General features: G+C 42.4%; 18 protein-coding genes and 4 tRNA genes. 15 read left to right on the top strand and 7 right to left on the bottom strand.

Translation table 11 applies throughout. From position 1 onward, the window contains the following. Positions 1 to 163: 163 nt before the first annotated feature. Positions 164 to 1,240, top strand: a complete 1,077-nt coding sequence (locus ACM2FC_RS20105) for an NAD(P)H-dependent flavin oxidoreductase (protein ID WP_498482815.1) — start codon at positions 164 to 166, stop codon at positions 1,238 to 1,240. Between the two features lie 38 nt (positions 1,241 to 1,278). Here the strand turns inward: ACM2FC_RS20105 and trmL are convergent, their stop codons facing one another. From trmL to ACM2FC_RS20090, 3 genes are all read right to left on the bottom strand, one after another. Then, positions 1,279 to 1,758, bottom strand: a complete 480-nt coding sequence (gene trmL / locus ACM2FC_RS20100) for a tRNA (uridine(34)/cytosine(34)/5-carboxymethylaminomethyluridine(34)-2'-O)-methyltransferase TrmL (protein ID WP_498482814.1) — start codon at positions 1,756 to 1,758, stop codon at positions 1,279 to 1,281. Positions 1,759 to 1,873: 115 nt separating this feature from the next. Then, a complete protein-coding gene (cpxA, locus tag ACM2FC_RS20095; RefSeq protein WP_498482813.1) occupies positions 1,874 to 3,250 on the bottom strand; it encodes an envelope stress sensor histidine kinase CpxA in 1,377 nt (458 codons plus the stop codon). A gap of 2 nt (positions 3,251 to 3,252) precedes the next feature. Beyond that, positions 3,253 to 3,936, bottom strand: coding sequence for a response regulator (locus ACM2FC_RS20090; RefSeq protein ID WP_498482812.1), 684 nt, complete (start codon positions 3,934 to 3,936; stop codon positions 3,253 to 3,255). A gap of 455 nt (positions 3,937 to 4,391) precedes the next feature. On the opposite strand from ACM2FC_RS20090, the gene ACM2FC_RS20085 reads away from it, so the two are divergent. The 4 genes from ACM2FC_RS20085 (at position 4,392) to pfkA (ending at position 7,732) form a co-directional block, all read left to right on the top strand. Continuing rightward, positions 4,392 to 4,853, top strand: a complete 462-nt coding sequence (locus ACM2FC_RS20085; RefSeq protein ID WP_498482811.1) for a CpxP family protein — start codon at positions 4,392 to 4,394, stop codon at positions 4,851 to 4,853. 156 nt (positions 4,854 to 5,009) lie between these two features. Beyond that, positions 5,010 to 5,471 carry a hypothetical protein gene (locus tag ACM2FC_RS20080; RefSeq protein ID WP_498482810.1) on the top strand — a complete coding sequence of 154 codons (462 nt, stop codon included), beginning with the start codon at positions 5,010 to 5,012 and terminating at the stop codon, positions 5,469 to 5,471. Between the two features lie 148 nt (positions 5,472 to 5,619). Further along, positions 5,620 to 6,528, top strand: coding sequence for a CDF family cation-efflux transporter FieF (fieF, locus tag ACM2FC_RS20075; protein WP_498482809.1), 909 nt, complete (start codon positions 5,620 to 5,622; stop codon positions 6,526 to 6,528). Positions 6,529 to 6,769: 241 nt separating this feature from the next. Next, positions 6,770 to 7,732 carry a 6-phosphofructokinase gene (gene pfkA, locus ACM2FC_RS20070; RefSeq protein ID WP_498482808.1) on the top strand — a complete coding sequence of 321 codons (963 nt, stop codon included), beginning with the start codon at positions 6,770 to 6,772 and terminating at the stop codon, positions 7,730 to 7,732. A 78-nt stretch (positions 7,733 to 7,810) separates the two neighbouring features. On the opposite strand, the gene epmB is transcribed toward pfkA, so the two are convergent. Beyond that, complete coding sequence (gene epmB / locus ACM2FC_RS20065; RefSeq protein WP_498482807.1) at positions 7,811 to 8,833, bottom strand: EF-P beta-lysylation protein EpmB; 1,023 nt, start codon at positions 8,831 to 8,833, stop codon at positions 7,811 to 7,813. A 34-nt stretch (positions 8,834 to 8,867) separates the two neighbouring features. Here epmB and efp point away from each other — a divergent pair, with 34 nt between their 5' ends. The 3 genes from efp to rraA all read left to right on the top strand — a co-directional run bounded on the left by efp (position 8,868) and on the right by rraA (position 11,057). Further along, positions 8,868 to 9,434: an elongation factor P gene (gene efp / locus ACM2FC_RS20060; protein ID WP_498482806.1), complete on the top strand. Its 567-nt coding sequence runs from the start codon at positions 8,868 to 8,870 to the stop codon at positions 9,432 to 9,434. 119 nt (positions 9,435 to 9,553) lie between these two features. Then, a complete protein-coding gene (locus ACM2FC_RS20055) occupies positions 9,554 to 10,471 on the top strand; it encodes a 1,4-dihydroxy-2-naphthoate polyprenyltransferase (RefSeq protein ID WP_498482805.1) in 918 nt (305 codons plus the stop codon). 76 nt (positions 10,472 to 10,547) lie between these two features. Then, on the top strand, positions 10,548 to 11,057 hold the full coding sequence (gene rraA / locus ACM2FC_RS20050; RefSeq protein WP_498482850.1) for a ribonuclease E activity regulator RraA: 510 nt from the start codon (positions 10,548 to 10,550) through the stop codon (positions 11,055 to 11,057). Between the two features lie 14 nt (positions 11,058 to 11,071). Here the strand turns inward: rraA and ACM2FC_RS20045 are convergent, their stop codons facing one another. Next, complete coding sequence (locus tag ACM2FC_RS20045; RefSeq protein ID WP_498482804.1) at positions 11,072 to 12,430, bottom strand: MATE family efflux transporter; 1,359 nt, start codon at positions 12,428 to 12,430, stop codon at positions 11,072 to 11,074. A gap of 125 nt (positions 12,431 to 12,555) precedes the next feature. Continuing rightward, positions 12,556 to 13,323, bottom strand: a complete 768-nt coding sequence (gene tpiA / locus ACM2FC_RS20040) for a triose-phosphate isomerase (protein ID WP_498482803.1) — start codon at positions 13,321 to 13,323, stop codon at positions 12,556 to 12,558. A 218-nt stretch (positions 13,324 to 13,541) separates the two neighbouring features. Between tpiA and ACM2FC_RS20035 the strand changes: the two genes are divergently transcribed. Together ACM2FC_RS20035 and ACM2FC_RS20030 are read left to right on the top strand one after the other, a co-directional pair. Beyond that, entirely contained in the window at positions 13,542 to 13,889 is a 348-nt protein-coding gene (locus ACM2FC_RS20035; protein ID WP_498482802.1) for a 5-carboxymethyl-2-hydroxymuconate Delta-isomerase, read from the top strand. Between the two features lie 21 nt (positions 13,890 to 13,910). Continuing rightward, positions 13,911 to 14,327 carry a DUF805 domain-containing protein gene (locus ACM2FC_RS20030; RefSeq protein ID WP_498482801.1) on the top strand — a complete coding sequence of 139 codons (417 nt, stop codon included), beginning with the start codon at positions 13,911 to 13,913 and terminating at the stop codon, positions 14,325 to 14,327. Positions 14,328 to 14,354: 27 nt separating this feature from the next. Here the strand turns inward: ACM2FC_RS20030 and coaA are convergent, their stop codons facing one another. Then, the gene (coaA, locus tag ACM2FC_RS20025; protein ID WP_498482800.1) at positions 14,355 to 15,278 is read right to left on the bottom strand and encodes a type I pantothenate kinase; all 924 of its coding nucleotides are present in this window, start codon (positions 15,276 to 15,278) and stop codon (positions 14,355 to 14,357) included. A 207-nt stretch (positions 15,279 to 15,485) separates the two neighbouring features. Between coaA and ACM2FC_RS20020 the strand changes: the two genes are divergently transcribed. The 5 genes from ACM2FC_RS20020 to ACM2FC_RS20000 all read left to right on the top strand — a co-directional run. Continuing rightward, positions 15,486 to 15,561, top strand: a tRNA-Thr gene (locus ACM2FC_RS20020). A 47-nt stretch (positions 15,562 to 15,608) separates the two neighbouring features. Further along, positions 15,609 to 15,693, top strand: a tRNA-Tyr gene (locus ACM2FC_RS20015). A 35-nt stretch (positions 15,694 to 15,728) separates the two neighbouring features. Then, positions 15,729 to 15,803 (top strand) — tRNA-Gly (locus ACM2FC_RS20010). A 13-nt stretch (positions 15,804 to 15,816) separates the two neighbouring features. Further along, positions 15,817 to 15,892, top strand: a tRNA-Thr gene (locus ACM2FC_RS20005). 104 nt (positions 15,893 to 15,996) lie between these two features. Then, positions 15,997 to 16,564 (top strand): GTP-binding protein (locus ACM2FC_RS20000; protein WP_498482799.1); only part of this gene is annotated, 568 nt, incomplete at its 3' end.

Genomic DNA, 16,564 nt, shown 5'->3' with positions numbered 1-16,564 from the left:
TCTATCAAAATATCAATGGTTAATTATTTTATATATCTAATATATTGAACATTTTATTCAAAATGAATCATTGTTATTAAATCTCCAAATTATCTATATTGTAAAAAGCTAAACATTGGCATTTTGTAAGTATTTGAACCAAATACTAATAAGGAAAAGGTCTATGTATCCGACACATGTTCAGCACTTTTTACAACAGTACAATATCCACAAACCGATAATTCAAGCACCAATGGCTGGTGGAGTTACTTCTGTTGATCTTGTTGCGTCAGTCAGCAACGCTGGAGGATTAGGTTCAATTGGGGCGGCTTATATGTCTGCTGAAGAACTTGACAGTGATATTAAAGAGCTAAAACGAAGAACTTCGGCTCCATTTTCAGTCAACCTATTTTGTTTTGAAACGTCTCCAGCTCCAAGCTGGGATGCTACAAATCCGGCGATAGCAAAGTATCTTGAACTATTTGCTCAATATGGCATAGAGCGACCTACTCAGTATCCAGTGGTAGCCGATCCTTTTTCCAAACAGTTAGAGGTTGTCACTAACCACCAAGTCCCCATTGTATCTTTCACTTTTGGTATTCCAGACAAGAATATAATTAAATCTATCCAAGCGTACGGTGGGAAAGTATGGATAACGGTAACAAATCTTGTGGAGGCGCAACAAGCACAGTGCTCTGAAGTGGACGCAATTATTCTCCAAGGATATGAAGCCGGTGGACATAGAGCTTCATTTGACCCAGCAGCTAAGGCTTCCGAGCAGATCGGTCTCATTTCTCTACTGCAACTTGTCTCTGACTCTATCAAGATTCCATTTATTGCATCCGGTGGCTTAATGTCAGGTAAGTCAATTTATGCCACCATGGTATTGGGGGCGGTTGCGGGGCAGGTAGGTACTGCTTTTTTAGGTTGCCAAGAAGCAAAAATTTCCTCCTCGTGGAGAGAGGCGCTAAAAAGTGCGTCTGGCGTTGATACTGTATTGACTCGTTCCTTTTCTGGTCGATTAGCACGAGGTATTGCAAACAAGCATACTAAAGAGTTTGAAAATATTGAGGCATTTATCCCTGAGTTCCCTTATATCAACTCGATAACTGGGCCACTAAGATCGAAGTTTAAAGAGCAAGAATCTTGCGACCATCAGAGCTTATGGGCAGGACAAAGCTGTAGCTTAACGCGAGCTATGACTGCTGAGAGTTTGATCAAGACTCTTTCTTCTGAGATTGAGCAAGCGGCTAGATTGTAAATCGGAACATCTATTCTGGGATGCAAAATAATCGATGATTATTGTGCCCCCTCAAATCCCATCTGTCGCCAAGCTTCGAATGCGATGATAGCTACTGCGTTAGAAAGATTAAGGCTTCTAGCTTCTGGCATCATTGGTATTCGAATGCGTTGCTCAAGTGGTAGGCTTTCGATTATATCAGCGGGCAGTCCACGAGTTTCTGGCCCAAATAAAAGCACATCTCCACTTTGGTAAGAGGCGTCTACATGGTGGCCTGTTGTTTTGGTTGTACAAGCAAATAGACGGTAGCCCTCTGTTTTTTCTTCTTGTAAGTATTGAATGAACGCTGCGAAATTTTTATGCCTTTTAACGTTTGCTAGATCGTGATAATCCAATCCTGCACGGCGAAGCTTCTTCTCTTCTAGGTCAAAGCCTAAAGGTTCTATTAGATGAAGGCGAGCACCACAGTTAGCGCACAAACGAATAATATTTCCCGTATTTGGGGCTATTTCAGGCTCGTAAAGGGCGATGTCGAACATAATTATTTTTGCTTGAAAATGGGAAGTGGCAGTATATACCCAAATGACTTAAAGGTGCAGTTTTCAAGCTATTTGGGTATCAATATTACTGGATTTCTTATTGATTAAGAGGAGCTCAATTGTGAATGGGCAGCTCAATTAGAACGTTTAGACCGCCTAACTCACTGCGGCTTGCTGTTATGGTACCGTTGTGTTGGCGAATAGCACTTTCTGTAATGGCGAGACCTAAGCCAGCGCCACCACTATTTCGGTCTCGTGCCGTCGAAACACGATAAAATGGCCTAAAAATATCGTTGAGTTCACTGTCTGGAACACCTGAGCCGTTATCACTGACAGAGATATAAAGTGTTTCGTTTGAGGTAGAAATATCCACTTCAACCCGATCTTTACCGTAATAAATGGCATTGCGAATGATATTTTCTACTGCGCTCATGAGTAACTTAGGGTTGCCAGATATAGACAAATCGGCGATGTGAGAATACTCAAGAGTTTTTCCCATTTGCTCGGCTTCAAATTGTCCGTCTTTTAGGATTTCTTCCCACAAACTCGATATTGGCTGTGTTTCTCTTTCTAAGTGGCTGTTTGCTTGCATTCGAGAGAGTTCAAGCAATTCACCAATCATTTGTTCCAGCCTTTGAGCTTCAGTATCGACGCGTGACAGCTCAGAGCTTTCTCCTAGCTTTCTAGTTGCTAGAGCATTCGCCATTCTTAGCCGAGTCAAAGGAGAGCGCAGCTCGTGCGAGATATCCGAGAGCAGTCTTTGTTGGCCTGAAAGCATATGATTGACGGCTTCCACCATTTGATTGAAGCTTTTTCCAGTTTGCTGAAATTCCGTTGTGCCTTTTTCCAAATCATAATCGACCACAAACTCACCTTTGGCTACCCGTTGTGCGGCTCTTTCAAGTTTACGTGCGGGTTGACTTAGCGCCCAAGCAAGCCAAAGAAGTAAAGGAGTGCTCACAGCCATAACAGCAAGTAGAAGCTGGAAAGGTTTATCAAATAGCTGCAACAAAAATGGTGGTGGTTGATTCCATTTCGTGCCGAAAAATAGCAGTAAATCTTGGTTGGCCAGATTGATAGTTAGCGGGCCAGCAATTAAATAGTGCCCGTACAGCCTCTGTTTTGGCTTGGTGCCACTGTACCCTGTGACAAAATTTCTTAGCTCTCTGAAGTGGTTGGCCCTTCTTGCTTTACCGGTCAGAATATTACCGCTTAAATCAGCAAGAAACAGGCTAGGCCTATTAGATTTTTGTGGTCTGGCTTGATGGTTAAAGTCGTTAACTATTTTTTGCAGGTTTGGCTCTTGCTGGTATTTCTTTTCAATATAGTCACGTATGCGTTCATATTTAACCATCTGGGAAGGAGGGATGTCTCTTTGTTTACGAGGGTCGAGGTGAGACAAATATAAGACGGCGATCAGCACCATCAACATAGTGAACCAGAAAATCGCAAAGATCCTACCATATAAGCTAGTAATTTTTGGAAAGCGCATGCTTAATTCTCAACCAGCAAATAACCACGGCCTCGAAGTGTTTTTATGCGAGGTTTACCATCTGATCGATCAGGCAACTTTTTACGCAAATTTGATACGTGCATATCGATGGCACGATCAAAAGCGGACAGCCTCTTCCCTAATACGTCCAAGCTAAGCGTCTCTTTAGTGGCAACTTCTCCAGGGTTTTGCACAAAGTGAGCGAGAAGGGCAAATTCAGTAGTGGTTAAGTCAAGTAATTGCTTTTGGCAATAGGCTTCTTGTTTACCTGGGTAAACATAAATATCTTGATATTCTAGACATTCATTGCCTTTTGTTGTGGATTTGGTATTGGTTCGACGTAATATGGCACGAATTCTTGCGAGGAGCTCTCTGTCGCTAAAAGGTTTTGGTAAATAGTCGTCAGCGCCTAGCTCCAAGCCGATGACTCGGTCAATTTCCTCACCTTTTGCAGTTAGCATCAGTACCGGCGTTTCCCATTTCTCTCGGAGGCGCTTGAGCGTTTCTATCCCATTCAACTTAGGCATCATCACGTCGAGTAATATCAAGTCAGTTTGTTCGGTTAGTTTTTCTAAACCAGCTTCACCGTCGTTTGCCTCTGACACATTGAATCCTTCGAAGGTTAATACCTCTTTAAGTAGGCTGGTTAGCTCAGTGTCGTCATCAATTAACAAGATATTTGCCATAAGATTGCTCAGTTTTAGTTTGAATATGCTCTAGCTATATATTACTCAGAATTTTCGTGAACCATGAGCTTTATTTGTGCTCTTTACGATTCTTTACGCTTGCCTTACGTCGCTTTACATCCCAGCGATTAATGTTATACCCAAGTAACCTCAAGATGCATTATTCAGAGTGAATTCAGTGTTTCCAATTTAAGGAAAACAGCCGTAGGAATGGTCAACCTTTTCAAGGTTGTTTGACGCAAAAGTGGAGACACTGAATCACTCCCAAAGGGCGAGCAGATAAGGCTTCACTACGTCGTTATCGATTTTCAACGTAGAATGACTATGTCTACAAATCGCTGCCTAGTATTGAAGCCTTCTCTGTCTCGCTGAAACAAGCATCTTGAGGTCACTTGGGTATATACTCAGCACTGTGAATTACAGCTGCTAAATTCAATTAGACGAAAGGTATCGCTATGAAAACAAAAAATAAATTAATCTTATCTGCTGTAATTCTCCCATTAATTGTGGGCTCTGCGAGCGTATTTGCATACGGTGGAAAAGATGGACATCGAGGAAAAAAACAATGCCGTCCAGGTATTGACCGTAGTGTGCTCAAGCAGCTTGATCTGACCCAAGAGCAAAAAGATAAGATGCAAGAGATGAAGCAGGCAAATAAACAGGAAAGAAAAGAAGAATTCCAGAAAAATGCTGCGACTCGCCAAGCTTATCAAGAACAAATTCAGAAGCTTGTTTTAGCGGATAACTTTGACCAGAATGCTGCTGATACACTAGCTAAGCAAATGGCAGATGCACAGGTGCAAAAACGTGTTGAAAAAATGAAACAGCAGCACGACATGCTCAATGTTCTCACTCCAGCTCAGAAAACAAAATATGTTGAGCTAGAAAAGGCAAAAATGGAACAGTGCCGCAGTTAACCTAATGCTTTAGAGATAGTTAGTTTAAATATAAAGGTTGGTAGGGCTTCTACCAGCCTTTTTGCTCTTTACACTTCTTTACGCCTTACTTACGTTTTTTTGCACTTAAATCCCTAGTCTCACTTTACTTTATCTAGAGATAGGAATGGTGGAACGATGAGATTCGTAAAGAAGGTCAGTTCAATTTTATTGTCAGCGCTACCCTTAATGTTTTCAAGTTATGTTCATGCCGCGAACTTCGGTAATTCTCCCGCACTTAACAATGAGTGTGGTTTCGGTTTGGATATTGACGCTTTTCATAAACTTGATTTGACAAGTAAACAGAAAGGGCAACTAGCGAATTTAGAGTTATTAGATCACAACGCTATTCTGGAAGAGCTTGCTAAAGGTGGCGATGTTCGCCAAGCGTATCGTATAGAAATACAGAAGCTTCTGATGGCAAAGAAATTAGATGAAGCTGCCGCGAGTCGATTAACCCAGAAGATGGCCAGCTCTCAAGCTTATCTGAATTTGCAATTGATGGAGCAGCAACATGCAATGTTTGCTGTCTTAACAGCAAAACAAAAAAACGCTTATATCGAAATTGAGAATAAAAAAGCTTCTCAATGTCGCTCTTAATTGTTTTGCGTTTTCGCTGCAATAAATGTGTTTTTAGCCGAAGTTAGCTATATTTTTTAGGATTTACGTCACATTTTACGAGCTATTTGTTTAATTAAAGTTATAATTGACCAAGTCAGTCTTTTATAAAAATTACTACCTATAAATTATGAAAAATGAATACGCTCGTCTTGTCACTTCTGCGGCATGGACTGCGACGATTGTCGCAACAATATTATTAATTTTTAAGATCTTCGCTTGGTGGGTAACTGGCTCTGTCAGTTTGCTTGCTTCTTTGATCGACTCTCTTCTTGATATCTCTGCTTCGGTAGTGAACTTGATAGTGATTCGTTACTCGCTGCAACCCGCAGACAAAGAACATCGTTTCGGCCACGGCAAGGCAGAATCGTTAGCAGCCTTAGCTCAAGCGATGTTTATATCTGGCTCTGCGTGCTTCCTCATTCTAAATGGTATTGAGCGTTTTTTCCGTCCAGCAGAGCTGCACTCACCTCAAGTTGGCGTCTATGTAAGTATCTTCGCGATAGTTGTAACTTACGCTTTGGTTCGTTTTCAAAAGTATGTGGTGAAGAAAACAGGTAGCCAAGCAATAGCCGCTGACTCACTTCATTATCAATCTGATCTCTATTTAAATATCGCCATATTAATCGCTATAGTTCTTACTTGGATCGGTATCAAACAAGCCGATGCGGGATTCGCTATTGGCTTGGGTGTCTATATTTTATACAGTGCGTTTAAAATGGTGATGAATGCAATACAAACTTTGCTTGATAGAAAGCTTCCTGATGAAGAGATCAAGCAGATTCGCGATTGCTGTTTGTCAGTAGAAGATGTTATTGGGGTGCATCAACTTCGAACTCGTATGTCTGGGCCGACTCGATTTATTCAATTACATTTGGAGCTAGAAGATCAAATGCCACTTATCGAAGCTCATAAGATTTCAGATGAAGTTGAGCACAGGCTATTAGAGTTATTCCCAGAGGCAGATGTGTTGATCCATCAAGATCCTTATTCTGCTGTATTGGGAGCGGAGAAGACCCAAAAATATCAAGATTGGTAGTGTCATGCATAGCAATTTACTGAAATGTTGTTCAGTTGTAATCCGCACTGATCCTGATATGTATCAACAAAAAGGCCAGACAAAGCTGTAATACTTTTACAAAAGTAGAAAAGTTACGTGATTTAGTGCAAATAAAAGTAGTATTCCTACTGAGTAGCTGTAACATATTGCACCAGAAAATCGATTGTATAACGTGCAGTCGTAACTTGATTAAAAAAATATCCAAAGATCGAGGGTGACCATGATTAAGAAGATAGGCGTTTTAACGAGTGGCGGAGACGCTCCAGGGATGAATGCTGCAGTTCGAGGTGTTGTACGTACTGCACTATCGAAAGGCTTGGAAGTATATGGCGTTTATGACGGCTACTTAGGGTTATATGAGGATCGTATTGAAAAACTAGATCGTTCTAGTGTTTCAGATGTCATTAACCGTGGTGGTACTTTCTTAGGCTCTGCTCGTTTCCCTGAATTCAAAGAAGTGTCTGTTCGTGAAAAAGCGATTGAGAACCTTAAAAAGCATAGCATTGATGCTTTGGTTGTCGTTGGTGGTGACGGTTCTTACATGGGGGCGAAGAAGTTAACCGAAATGGGTTATCCTTGTATCGGTCTACCTGGCACTATTGATAACGATATTGCTGGTACGGACTACACGATTGGTTATTTAACAGCATTAAATACGGTTATTGATGCGATTGACCGCCTACGTGATACCTCTTCTTCTCACCAACGTATCTCTATCGTTGAAATAATGGGTCGTCACTGTGGTGATTTGACTTTGACTTCAGCAATCGCTGGTGGTTGTGAATATATCATCACACCAGAGACGGGCCTCGATATGCAGCAGCTTATCGACAATATCCAAGATGGTATCAAAAAAGGTAAGAAGCACGCGATCATTGCCCTTACAGAGCTAATGATGGATGCCAACGAGTTAGCGAAACAGATTGAAGCTGCGACAGGTCGTGAGACTCGTGCAACGGTTCTGGGGCACATCCAGCGTGGCGGTCGTCCAACTGCATTTGACCGTGTTTTAGCGTCTCGTATGGGTAACTATGCGGTACATTTGTTATTAGAAGGCCAGGGTGGTCGTTGTGTTGGTATCCAGAAAGAAGAGCTGGTTCACCATGACATTATCGACGCTATAGAAAACATGAAGCGCCCAATTCGCACCGATCTGTTCGAAGTAGCGAAAGAGCTTTTCTAATCAAGTTAGCTATCATTAAAAACGCCAGCTTTTCAGCTGGCGTTTTTATGTGTGAAGGTTTTGTTCGGCAGAGCTTATCTATTCAAGGTGTAGATCTAGAGGTGTCTTACTCTCTCGACCACCTATTTCACGAGCTAATTTTGGCACTAAATACCCAGAAACTTCCTTAATTAGATCCGCCATGATTTCTCTGGCTCTTTCATCAGATACGTAAAAGTGTGCAGCACCTTGGACTTTGTCTAACACATGCAGGTAATAGGGAAGTATTCCTGCATCAAATAGAGACTCGCTCAGCTCTTTTTGAACCTCAGCGCAGTCGTTGATACCTTTTAGAAGCACGCTCTGGTTTAATAACGTGACCTTACTTGCTTTCAGTCTATCCATTGCTTGTTTTAATTCTGAATGGATTTCATTGGGGTGATTGATATGAGTAACCAGAATGACTTGCAATCGGGTTCTATTTAATATTTGGCCGAGTTCGTCAGTAATGCGAGCAGGGATAACAACTGGCAATCTACTGTGTATTCTCAGTCTTTTTATGTGTGGAATAGCGCTAATCGCATCGACCAGCCATTCCAGTTCATGATCTTTTGCCATTAGCGGGTCGCCACCCGACAAAATGACTTCGTTAAGCTCTTTGCACTCTGTGATGTAGTCTAGGCTTTGCTGCCAAACTGATTTATTGCCTTTGTTGTCTTGGTACGGAAAGTGGCGTCTAAAGCAGTAACGGCAGTTAACCGCGCATCCACCTTTTACGATAAGAAGCGCTCTGTTTTTGTATTTATGCAACAATCCAGGTGTTGAGTTATTTTGTTCCTCAAGAGGATCTTTTGAGTAGCCAGAGTGTGTTTGAAACTCTTCTGCGATAGGTAAAACTTGTTGTAACAGAGGATCATTTGGGTTGCCTTTTTCCATTCTATCGACAAAATTAACAGGAACCCTTTGGGAAAAGAGCACTCTTGCCTCAGCTCCTTCAAGATAAGGAGTGGGGTCTAATTGCAGATGTTTTAATAGCTTAATTGGATCGGTGAAAGAATTTGCCAATTGCTTGATCCAGTTTTGCTCAACAGAATCGACTTTTCGGGTTATGATGTGTGGCATTGAAATTAACTCGAAGAATGGTAAAGAGGAAAAAATGGCTACTGTTAGCACGAATGAATTTAAAGGCGGTCTCAAAATTATGCTTGATAACGAGCCTTGTGTCATTCTCGAAAACGAGTATGTAAAACCAGGTAAAGGTCAGGCGTTCAACCGCGTAAAAATCCGTAAACTGCTTTCTGGTAAAGTTTTAGAAAAAACATTTAAGTCTGGCGAAACAGTTGAAGTCGCTGACGTTATGGATACTGACCTAGATTATCTATATAGCGATGGCGAATTCTACCACTTTATGAACAGCGAGTCTTTCGAACAAATCGCCGCAGATGCGAAAGCTGTTGGAGAAAATGCTAAGTGGTTGGTAGAAAACAACACTTGCATGCTGACTCTTTGGAACGGCAACCCTATTGCTGTAACGCCACCAAACTTTGTCGAACTTGAAGTCACTGAAACAGACCCTGGTCTAAAAGGTGATACTCAAGGAACAGGCGGTAAACCAGCTACTTTGACAACTGGCGCTGTTGTTCGTGTTCCTCTATTTATCCAAATTGGTGAAGTGATCAAAGTCGATACTCGCTCTGGTGAATATGTAGGTCGAGTAAAATAACCCACGGTTAAACGATCTAACTGGTTTTGTATAGGGCCTGTGTCAATAGGCCCTATTTACTAGTAAAAATATGATGTGACACAATTTTTGTGTGATATTCAAAGACTATGATAAGGGACATGAAACAGTCTTTGCGTGTCTGGCTGGAAGCCGCTAGACCTAAAACCTTACCACTAGCATTAATCTCTATTCTTACTGGGAGTGTTCTCGCTTATTCTGCAGGCCAGTTTTCTTGGTTTGTTGCGTTAATGGCATTCCTAACGGCGACTTTGCTTCAGATCCTTTCTAATCTTGCTAACGATTACGGCGATGCGGTGAAAGGCACCGACAACGAACATCGCATTGGCCCTAAACGCGCGGTGCAATCTGGGTTAGTGAGTCAATCCACGATGAAGCAAGCTATAACAATCAATATTATATTGACGGTAATAGCTGGCTTGGTTCTTATCTATCACGCCTTAGACAGTTTGCAGAATATTCTTATATTTGTTGCTTTGGGTGTACTGGCAATCTTAGCTGCTATCGCTTATACCATGGGTAATAAACCTTATGGTTACTTCGGGCTAGGGGATATCTCGGTATTTTTGTTCTTTGGTTTGTTGGGCGTAGCTGGTACCTATTTTCTTCATACTGGCACTGTGGACTATTTACTTGCTCTGCCGGCAATAGGTTGCGGATTATTGGCCGTATCAGTACTGAACGTTAATAACATGCGAGACATAGAAAATGACTCAGCTTGTGGAAAGCGAACGGTCGCGGTTAGGTTAGGGCAGCAGGGGGCTAAACAATATCACTTGTTACTGCTACTTTGTGCGTTCTTAGTTTTCTCCGTGTATTTGGTTTCCCAACCCAAACCTTTGTGGTTAAGTGTGCCGTTTTTACTCTCAGCCATTGTACTTATCAAGCATGGTAAGAGCGTATGGGAAACGGAAAAGCCCGCTGAAATAGCACCAATGATGCCGATTGTAGTGAAATGCTCTCTACTAACGAATCTACTATTTTCTGGAGTGATAATTGCTCAAACTATAAGCACTTAATTGAGTTTTATCATTGCATTGACTTAAACAGCCTATATACTCGACTTAGGTGACTAACGGTATGAGAAAAAATGCTATGGAATACAACACCTCTGCACTATGTGATATTTACATCGATCAAGTTGACGTTGTAGAACCGATGTTCAGTAACTTCGGTGGCAGCGTTTCGTTTGCTGGTCAAATAACCACTATCAAATGTTTCGAGGATAATAGCCTGATTCGTGAGATCTTGGAGCAAGATGGTGTAGGCCGAATATTGTTAGTTGATGGTGGAGGTTCACTTCGCCGAGCTCTAATTGATGCTGAGATAGCATCACTTGCTGAAGAGAATGATTGGGAAGGTATCGTAATATATGGGTGTGTTCGCGAAGTTGATGAGTTAGAAGATATGAGCATCGGTATTCAAGCGTTAGCATCAGTTCCAGTTGGCGCTGCCCAAAATGGTATTGGTGAGGTGGATGTACCTGTAAACTTTGGTGGAGTGACTTTTTTGCCAGAAGATTACGTCTATGCGGATAATACCGGCGTTATTTTATCGCAAGAGCCACTTAATGTGGACTTCGAGGTCGAAGAAGAAGACCTCTAGCCGCCAAAGTCATATTAGGCTCCCGAAGTGCTTGCATCGGGAGCGGCGTATTTTTTCCGCAGCTTTAACCCATAAAGATACCCACCGACGCCAGCAACGACGTTGCCAATTGCTATTCCAGCAAACAGCCCTTCGATTTGATAGAAATAGCTGCCAATCAACGCAGCAGGCAATATGAAAACAAATAACCGTATCAAACTGCACTGCAAAGCTCTTAGCGGTTGATGCAATGCATTTAAACTTGATACCAACATCATAATCACGCCTTGAAATCCATAGCTAACTGGCACTATGAGTAAATACAGCCAAATTAAGTGTTGAACCGATTTATCGTCAGAAAATATTGACGCGAGAGCGACACTAGTTGGAACCAGCATGATAAAAATGAGTAGTTGAAAAAGAATCGAAAATCGCATGCTTAGTAACATGCCAGCAAAGCTTCGATGGGGCTTCTGGGCGCCAAGGTTTTGCGCCATAAATGGAGTCAATGCCGATGTGAGTGACATCAATACGATAATGAGGATGGACTCAATTCTTTGAGCCGCTCCATAGGCAGCCACCGCATCCGTGCCGTAAGTAGCAAGCACCATCATAATCAACGCGCCAGCAATAGGATTCATGGCATTGGTTACTGCTGCTGGCGTGCCGATTTTCAGCACTTGAGACCAGTCTCGCCAGAGCCGAACAGCACTCGGTAGAGTAAGCAGCTTATATCGCTTAGTCAGAAAATAAATAGAAGGAATTAATGCACTTACCCAGCTGATCGCACTCGCAATAGCCGCACCTTGAATACCAAGTTGAGGGATTGGACCCCAGCCAAAAATCAAAATAGGATCGAGTAAGCCATTAATGACACCCGCAATGATCATGAATATGGCTGGAGCCTTGGTATCGCCAGTTGACCGGATTGCACTATTGCCTGCCATTGGAATGACGAGCAAAGGAATCGTGAGATACCAAACCTGCATATATTGTTTGATGAGCGGTAGGGTCTCAGGCTTAGCACCAAGTAACGTAAACAGGGGATCTATGGTAAAAAAGCCGATGGCTGAGACTATAGTAATCAAGACGATTGCAAGCAGTAAGCCGTGAGTAGAAAGCTTCGCTGCATCTTCATGATTTCCCTGTCCAATCAATCGGCCAAGTGATGTGGATAGGCCTACGCCGATCCCCATAGTGATGCAGTTAACGGCAAAAGTAACCGGAAAGGTAAAACTGATCGCCGCAAGAGCTTGAGTACCAAGGAGCGAAATAAAAAACGTATCGACGAGGTTAAACATCAGTATCGATACCATGCCGAATATCATAGGTATCGTCATTCGCCGAAGCACGTTTCTAATAGGGGCAGTCAACAGGCCATGTTTGTCTTGCATTGAAGAGAAGCATTAACAACTAAATATGAGAGTACTCGATAATATAGATTGAGACGACGAGAAACAATAAAGGCCAGCGAGTTTATCGCTGGCCTTGATATTTTAAAAGCTAAATTTAGTTGATATTACTTAGCTTCAGCTGCTGCTTTAGCGATTGCTGCAAAGCTTTTCGCATCAAGAGAAGCACCGCCAACTAGAGCGCCGTCGATGTCTGGTTGAGCGAAGTAAGACGCTGCGTTCTCAGGTTTAACAGAACCACCGTATTGAATGATTACTTGTTCAGCAACTGCTGCATCTTTCTTAGCAATGTGTGAACGGATAGATGCGTGGATGCGCTGTGCGTCGTCAGCTGTTGCTGCTTTACCAGTACCGATAGCCCAAATTGGCTCGTACGCGATGATTGCGTTGTTTAGTGCCTCTGCGCCGTAAGCGTTGATCACTGCGTCAATTTGACGAGCGCAAACTGCTTCAGTTTCACCGGCTTCATTTTGAGCTTCAGACTCACCGATACAGAAAACAGGAGTTAGGCCATTCTCTTTTAGGAAAGCGAATTTTTTAGCTACAAACTCGTCAGATTCGCTGTGGTATTCACGACGCTCAGAGTGACCGATGATAATGTGAGTTGCACCGAAATCTTTTAGCATTTCAGGAGACATGTCACCTGTGTAAGCACCGCTGTTGTTCACGTCAGTGTTTTGTGCACCTAGGATGATTTTGTTGCCGCCTTCTTTGATTAGGCGCTCAGCAAGGTCGATATAAAGTGCTGGTGGAGCAACTGCAACGTCAACGCCTGTTACACCTTCAAGCTCTTCATTAAGACCAGTTAGCAGCTCAGTTACCATTGATTTGCTGCCATTTAGTTTCCAGTTACCCATCACTACAGGACGACGCATAGGAATATCTCCAAATATATTAATGTAAATAACAATCGTAATTTTGGAAGAATATAACAGATATGTATCTGCAGATCATGACTACAATCATGTCTTTTGCCATCTTTTCGTTACCAGAACTTACCAGCCCGCAAAGCTATCTTCCAATTTTTCACATTTGTTTTCCGTAATTGAGGCTGTTATACATACAAAACGACTTACAAATTCAAGGAAACAGTATGCCTAGTCTAATTTTGGAGTATTCAAATTCAGTGGATGAAAGAGTGAACGTTCAAGGCTTGCTAGAAGATTTGCATAAAGTCGCAATTGAGTGTGGTTTATTTGACCAGGCATCGGTAAAATCTCGAGCACTTCGTTTTCACACTTGGTTGATTGGCAACGAAGGGGATAGTCAAGATTTTATCCATATCCGGTTTGAGTTGTTTGCAGGGCGAGATGAAGAGCAAAAGAGAGCATTGTCGCGTCAACTCATGGATGTGCTTCAAGAGCAGGCGAGCCAAGTACACAGCCTGACCATTGATATTCGTGATATCGATAAATCTTGCTACCAAAAAGTAATCAATTAATGTCCACAAGGCTTGAGTGTAATGTACCTAAGATATGTTTTGTTTTCATTTAAGGGTAGAGTAAATCGTTCAATATTCTGGTATTGGAATATTGCTTACTACTTACTTATTGTTTTTGTTGTCGGTATGGCAAGCAAGGCTTTTCCTATGCAAGCTGAATGGATTTCGGCGATATTTTTGTTGTTGATGCTTTATCCTGATTTAGCGGTGACTGCAAAAAGGTGGCAAGATCGTGGAAAATCTAATTGGTGGTTGCTGCTTAATATTCCGGTCATTATTGGACGACTTTCAATACCAACAGCTGGCATGGCGGCGGGTAGTCAATTTCAACTTTGGGGCTCTTTGCTTGCTCTGATATGCGGGACGTGGATTTTAATCGAGTGTGGTTTGTTGAAAGGTGATGATGCTGAAAACAAATACGGCCCTGTACCTATCTAGCATTTCTAAATTGTTACGTAAGCTGTATTACTTACGTAACAAAATTTCTTCTACCGTGTGGTTGGTTCCTTTCTTCAGTATCAGCTGAGCGCGTTCTCTTGTTGGTAAGATATTTTGGTCCAAGTTTAACCCGTTGATTGAACTCCAAATATTTTGCGCTTCGCTAATTGCTTCTTGCTCAGAAAGGAGAGTGTAGTGACTAAAATACGATCCTGGCCGAGTAAAAGCCCCTTCTCTAAATTTTAAGAATCGCTCCACATACCACTTTTCGATCAGTGGAGTTTCTGCATCAACAAAAATAGAAAAGTCGAGAAAGTCCGAGATGAACACTCGATGCGGATCATGCGGATAGTCCATACCACTTTGCAGGACGTTTAAACCTTCAATGATTAATACATCTGGAAGGTCAACAACCTTTTTTTCCTCAGTGATATCGTAGGTAATGTGAGAATAAATGGGGGCAGCGACATCTCTCTTGCAGGCTTTAACGTCAGAAACAAATTGAACCAGCTTTTTCATATCGTAGGACTCTGGAAAGCCCTTTCGCTTCATTATGTTTCTTTCATTGAGAATTTTGTTGGGATAGATAAAGCCATCTGTCGTAACCAACTCTACCTTTGGATGGTTGTCCCATCTCGCAAGCAAAGCTTCCAATATCCGAGCCGTTGTACTTTTTCCCACAGCCACACTGCCAGCGATACCGATAATAAATGGTGGCGCTTTCTCTTTACTGTCTAAAAAGTTGTGAAGAACATTGTTTCTGCTTTGTCTAGCGGCAATATAAAGATTGAGTAATCTTGCTAAAGGAAGGTATATCTCAACGGCTTCTGGCATTGAGAGATTTTCGTTGATCCCTTGCAGCTCCAATAAATCTTCTTCGGACAACGTCATAGGTACTGAGTTACGCAACTCAGCCCATCGGCTACGGTCAAAAGACATATAAGGACTCATAAGACACTCAACACCTATAAAAAACAACGACCAGCGACAATACAGGATGCGCTCGATAAAGCAAATGTTAATCGGAAATAAGCAAAGTAAAAAGCGAATTATTGGATGAAAATGCATCACTTGAATCAAAAACGAATAAAATCGAGTTTTTTTTGGATTTTGCTATTGCAAGGGAGAAAATCATTCAATAGAATGCGCACCACTTACGCCGACTTAGCTCAGTAGGTAGAGCAACTGACTTGTAATCAGTAGGTCACCAGTTCGATTCCGGTAGTCGGCACCATTTTCTCTTGTGTGCTTGTAAGTACCCAGAAAATGGATGAAAAATTTGGAGGGGTTCCCGAGTGGCCAAAGGGAGCAGACTGTAAATCTGCCGGCACTGCCTTCGATGGTTCGAATCCGTCCCCCTCCACCATATTCTTAAGGAAATAGCTCTCAGAGTTACGTGTTGCGGGCATCGTATAATGGCTATTACCTCAGCCTTCCAAGCTGATGATGCGGGTTCGATTCCCGCTGCCCGCTCCACCTCATTTTGAGTGCTGATATAGCTCAGTCGGTAGAGCGCACCCTTGGTAAGGGTGAGGTCCCCAGTTCAAATCTGGGTATCAGCACCAGCTCTAAGCGATGAACTTTTCCTTTTGATATATACTTTATTACCAAACTATTTTGGTTGCGTGGTCATTCAAGCCACCTAAATCCGTACCTAGAGGGACAACTCATGTCTAAAGAAAAATTTGAACGTACGAAACCGCACGTAAACGTTGGTACTATTGGCCACGTTGACCACGGTAAAACAACTCTAACTGCTGCAATCTGTACTACTTTAGCTAAAGTATACGGCGGTGAAGCGAAAGACTTCGCATCAATCGATAACGCTCCAGAAGAGCGTGAGCGCGGTATCACAATCGCAACATCTCACGTAGAGTACGACACTCCAACTCGTCACTACGCACACGTAGACTGCCCAGGACACGCGGATTATGTTAAAAACATGATCACAGGTGCTGCGCAAATGGACGGTGGTATCCTAGTTGTAGCTGCGACAGATGGCCCAATGCCTCAAACTCGTGAGCACATCCTACTAGGCCGTCAGGTTGGTATCCCATACATCATCGTATTCATGAACAAATGTGACATGGTTGACGATGAAGAGCTACTAGAACTAGTAGAAATGGAAGTTCGTGAACTTCTTTCTGAATACGAATTCCCAGGTGATGACCTACCAGTAATTCAAGGTTCAGCTCTTGGCGCACTAAACGGCGAGAAGCAATGGGAAGACAAAATCG

It is taken from the genome of Vibrio sp. A37 (assembly GCF_059777565.1).
This window is presented reverse-complemented; position numbering and strand designations above follow the sequence as displayed.

What these genes read in the sequence shown, in the direction of transcription:
- ACM2FC_RS20105 (WP_498482815.1), top strand. Translation starts at nt 164, where the DNA reads ATGTATCCGACACATGTTCAGCACTTTTTACAACAGTACAATATCCAC.
- trmL (WP_498482814.1), bottom strand. Translation starts at nt 1,758, where the DNA reads ATGTTCGACATCGCCCTTTACGAGCCTGAAATAGCCCCAAATACGGGA.
- cpxA (WP_498482813.1), bottom strand. Translation starts at nt 3,250, where the DNA reads ATGCGCTTTCCAAAAATTACTAGCTTATATGGTAGGATCTTTGCGATT.
- ACM2FC_RS20090 (WP_498482812.1), bottom strand. Translation starts at nt 3,936, where the DNA reads ATGGCAAATATCTTGTTAATTGATGACGACACTGAGCTAACCAGCCTA.
- ACM2FC_RS20085 (WP_498482811.1), top strand. Translation starts at nt 4,392, where the DNA reads ATGAAAACAAAAAATAAATTAATCTTATCTGCTGTAATTCTCCCATTA.
- ACM2FC_RS20080 (WP_498482810.1), top strand. Translation starts at nt 5,010, where the DNA reads ATGAGATTCGTAAAGAAGGTCAGTTCAATTTTATTGTCAGCGCTACCC.
- fieF (WP_498482809.1), top strand. Translation starts at nt 5,620, where the DNA reads ATGAAAAATGAATACGCTCGTCTTGTCACTTCTGCGGCATGGACTGCG.
- pfkA (WP_498482808.1), top strand. Translation starts at nt 6,770, where the DNA reads ATGATTAAGAAGATAGGCGTTTTAACGAGTGGCGGAGACGCTCCAGGG.
- epmB (WP_498482807.1), bottom strand. Translation starts at nt 8,833, where the DNA reads ATGCCACACATCATAACCCGAAAAGTCGATTCTGTTGAGCAAAACTGG.
- efp (WP_498482806.1), top strand. Translation starts at nt 8,868, where the DNA reads ATGGCTACTGTTAGCACGAATGAATTTAAAGGCGGTCTCAAAATTATG.
- ACM2FC_RS20055 (WP_498482805.1), top strand. Translation starts at nt 9,554, where the DNA reads ATGAAACAGTCTTTGCGTGTCTGGCTGGAAGCCGCTAGACCTAAAACC.
- rraA (WP_498482850.1), top strand. Translation starts at nt 10,548, where the DNA reads ATGGAATACAACACCTCTGCACTATGTGATATTTACATCGATCAAGTT.
- ACM2FC_RS20045 (WP_498482804.1), bottom strand. Translation starts at nt 12,430, where the DNA reads ATGCAAGACAAACATGGCCTGTTGACTGCCCCTATTAGAAACGTGCTT.
- tpiA (WP_498482803.1), bottom strand. Translation starts at nt 13,323, where the DNA reads ATGCGTCGTCCTGTAGTGATGGGTAACTGGAAACTAAATGGCAGCAAA.
- ACM2FC_RS20035 (WP_498482802.1), top strand. Translation starts at nt 13,542, where the DNA reads ATGCCTAGTCTAATTTTGGAGTATTCAAATTCAGTGGATGAAAGAGTG.
- ACM2FC_RS20030 (WP_498482801.1), top strand. Translation starts at nt 13,911, where the DNA reads ATGTACCTAAGATATGTTTTGTTTTCATTTAAGGGTAGAGTAAATCGT.
- coaA (WP_498482800.1), bottom strand. Translation starts at nt 15,278, where the DNA reads ATGAGTCCTTATATGTCTTTTGACCGTAGCCGATGGGCTGAGTTGCGT.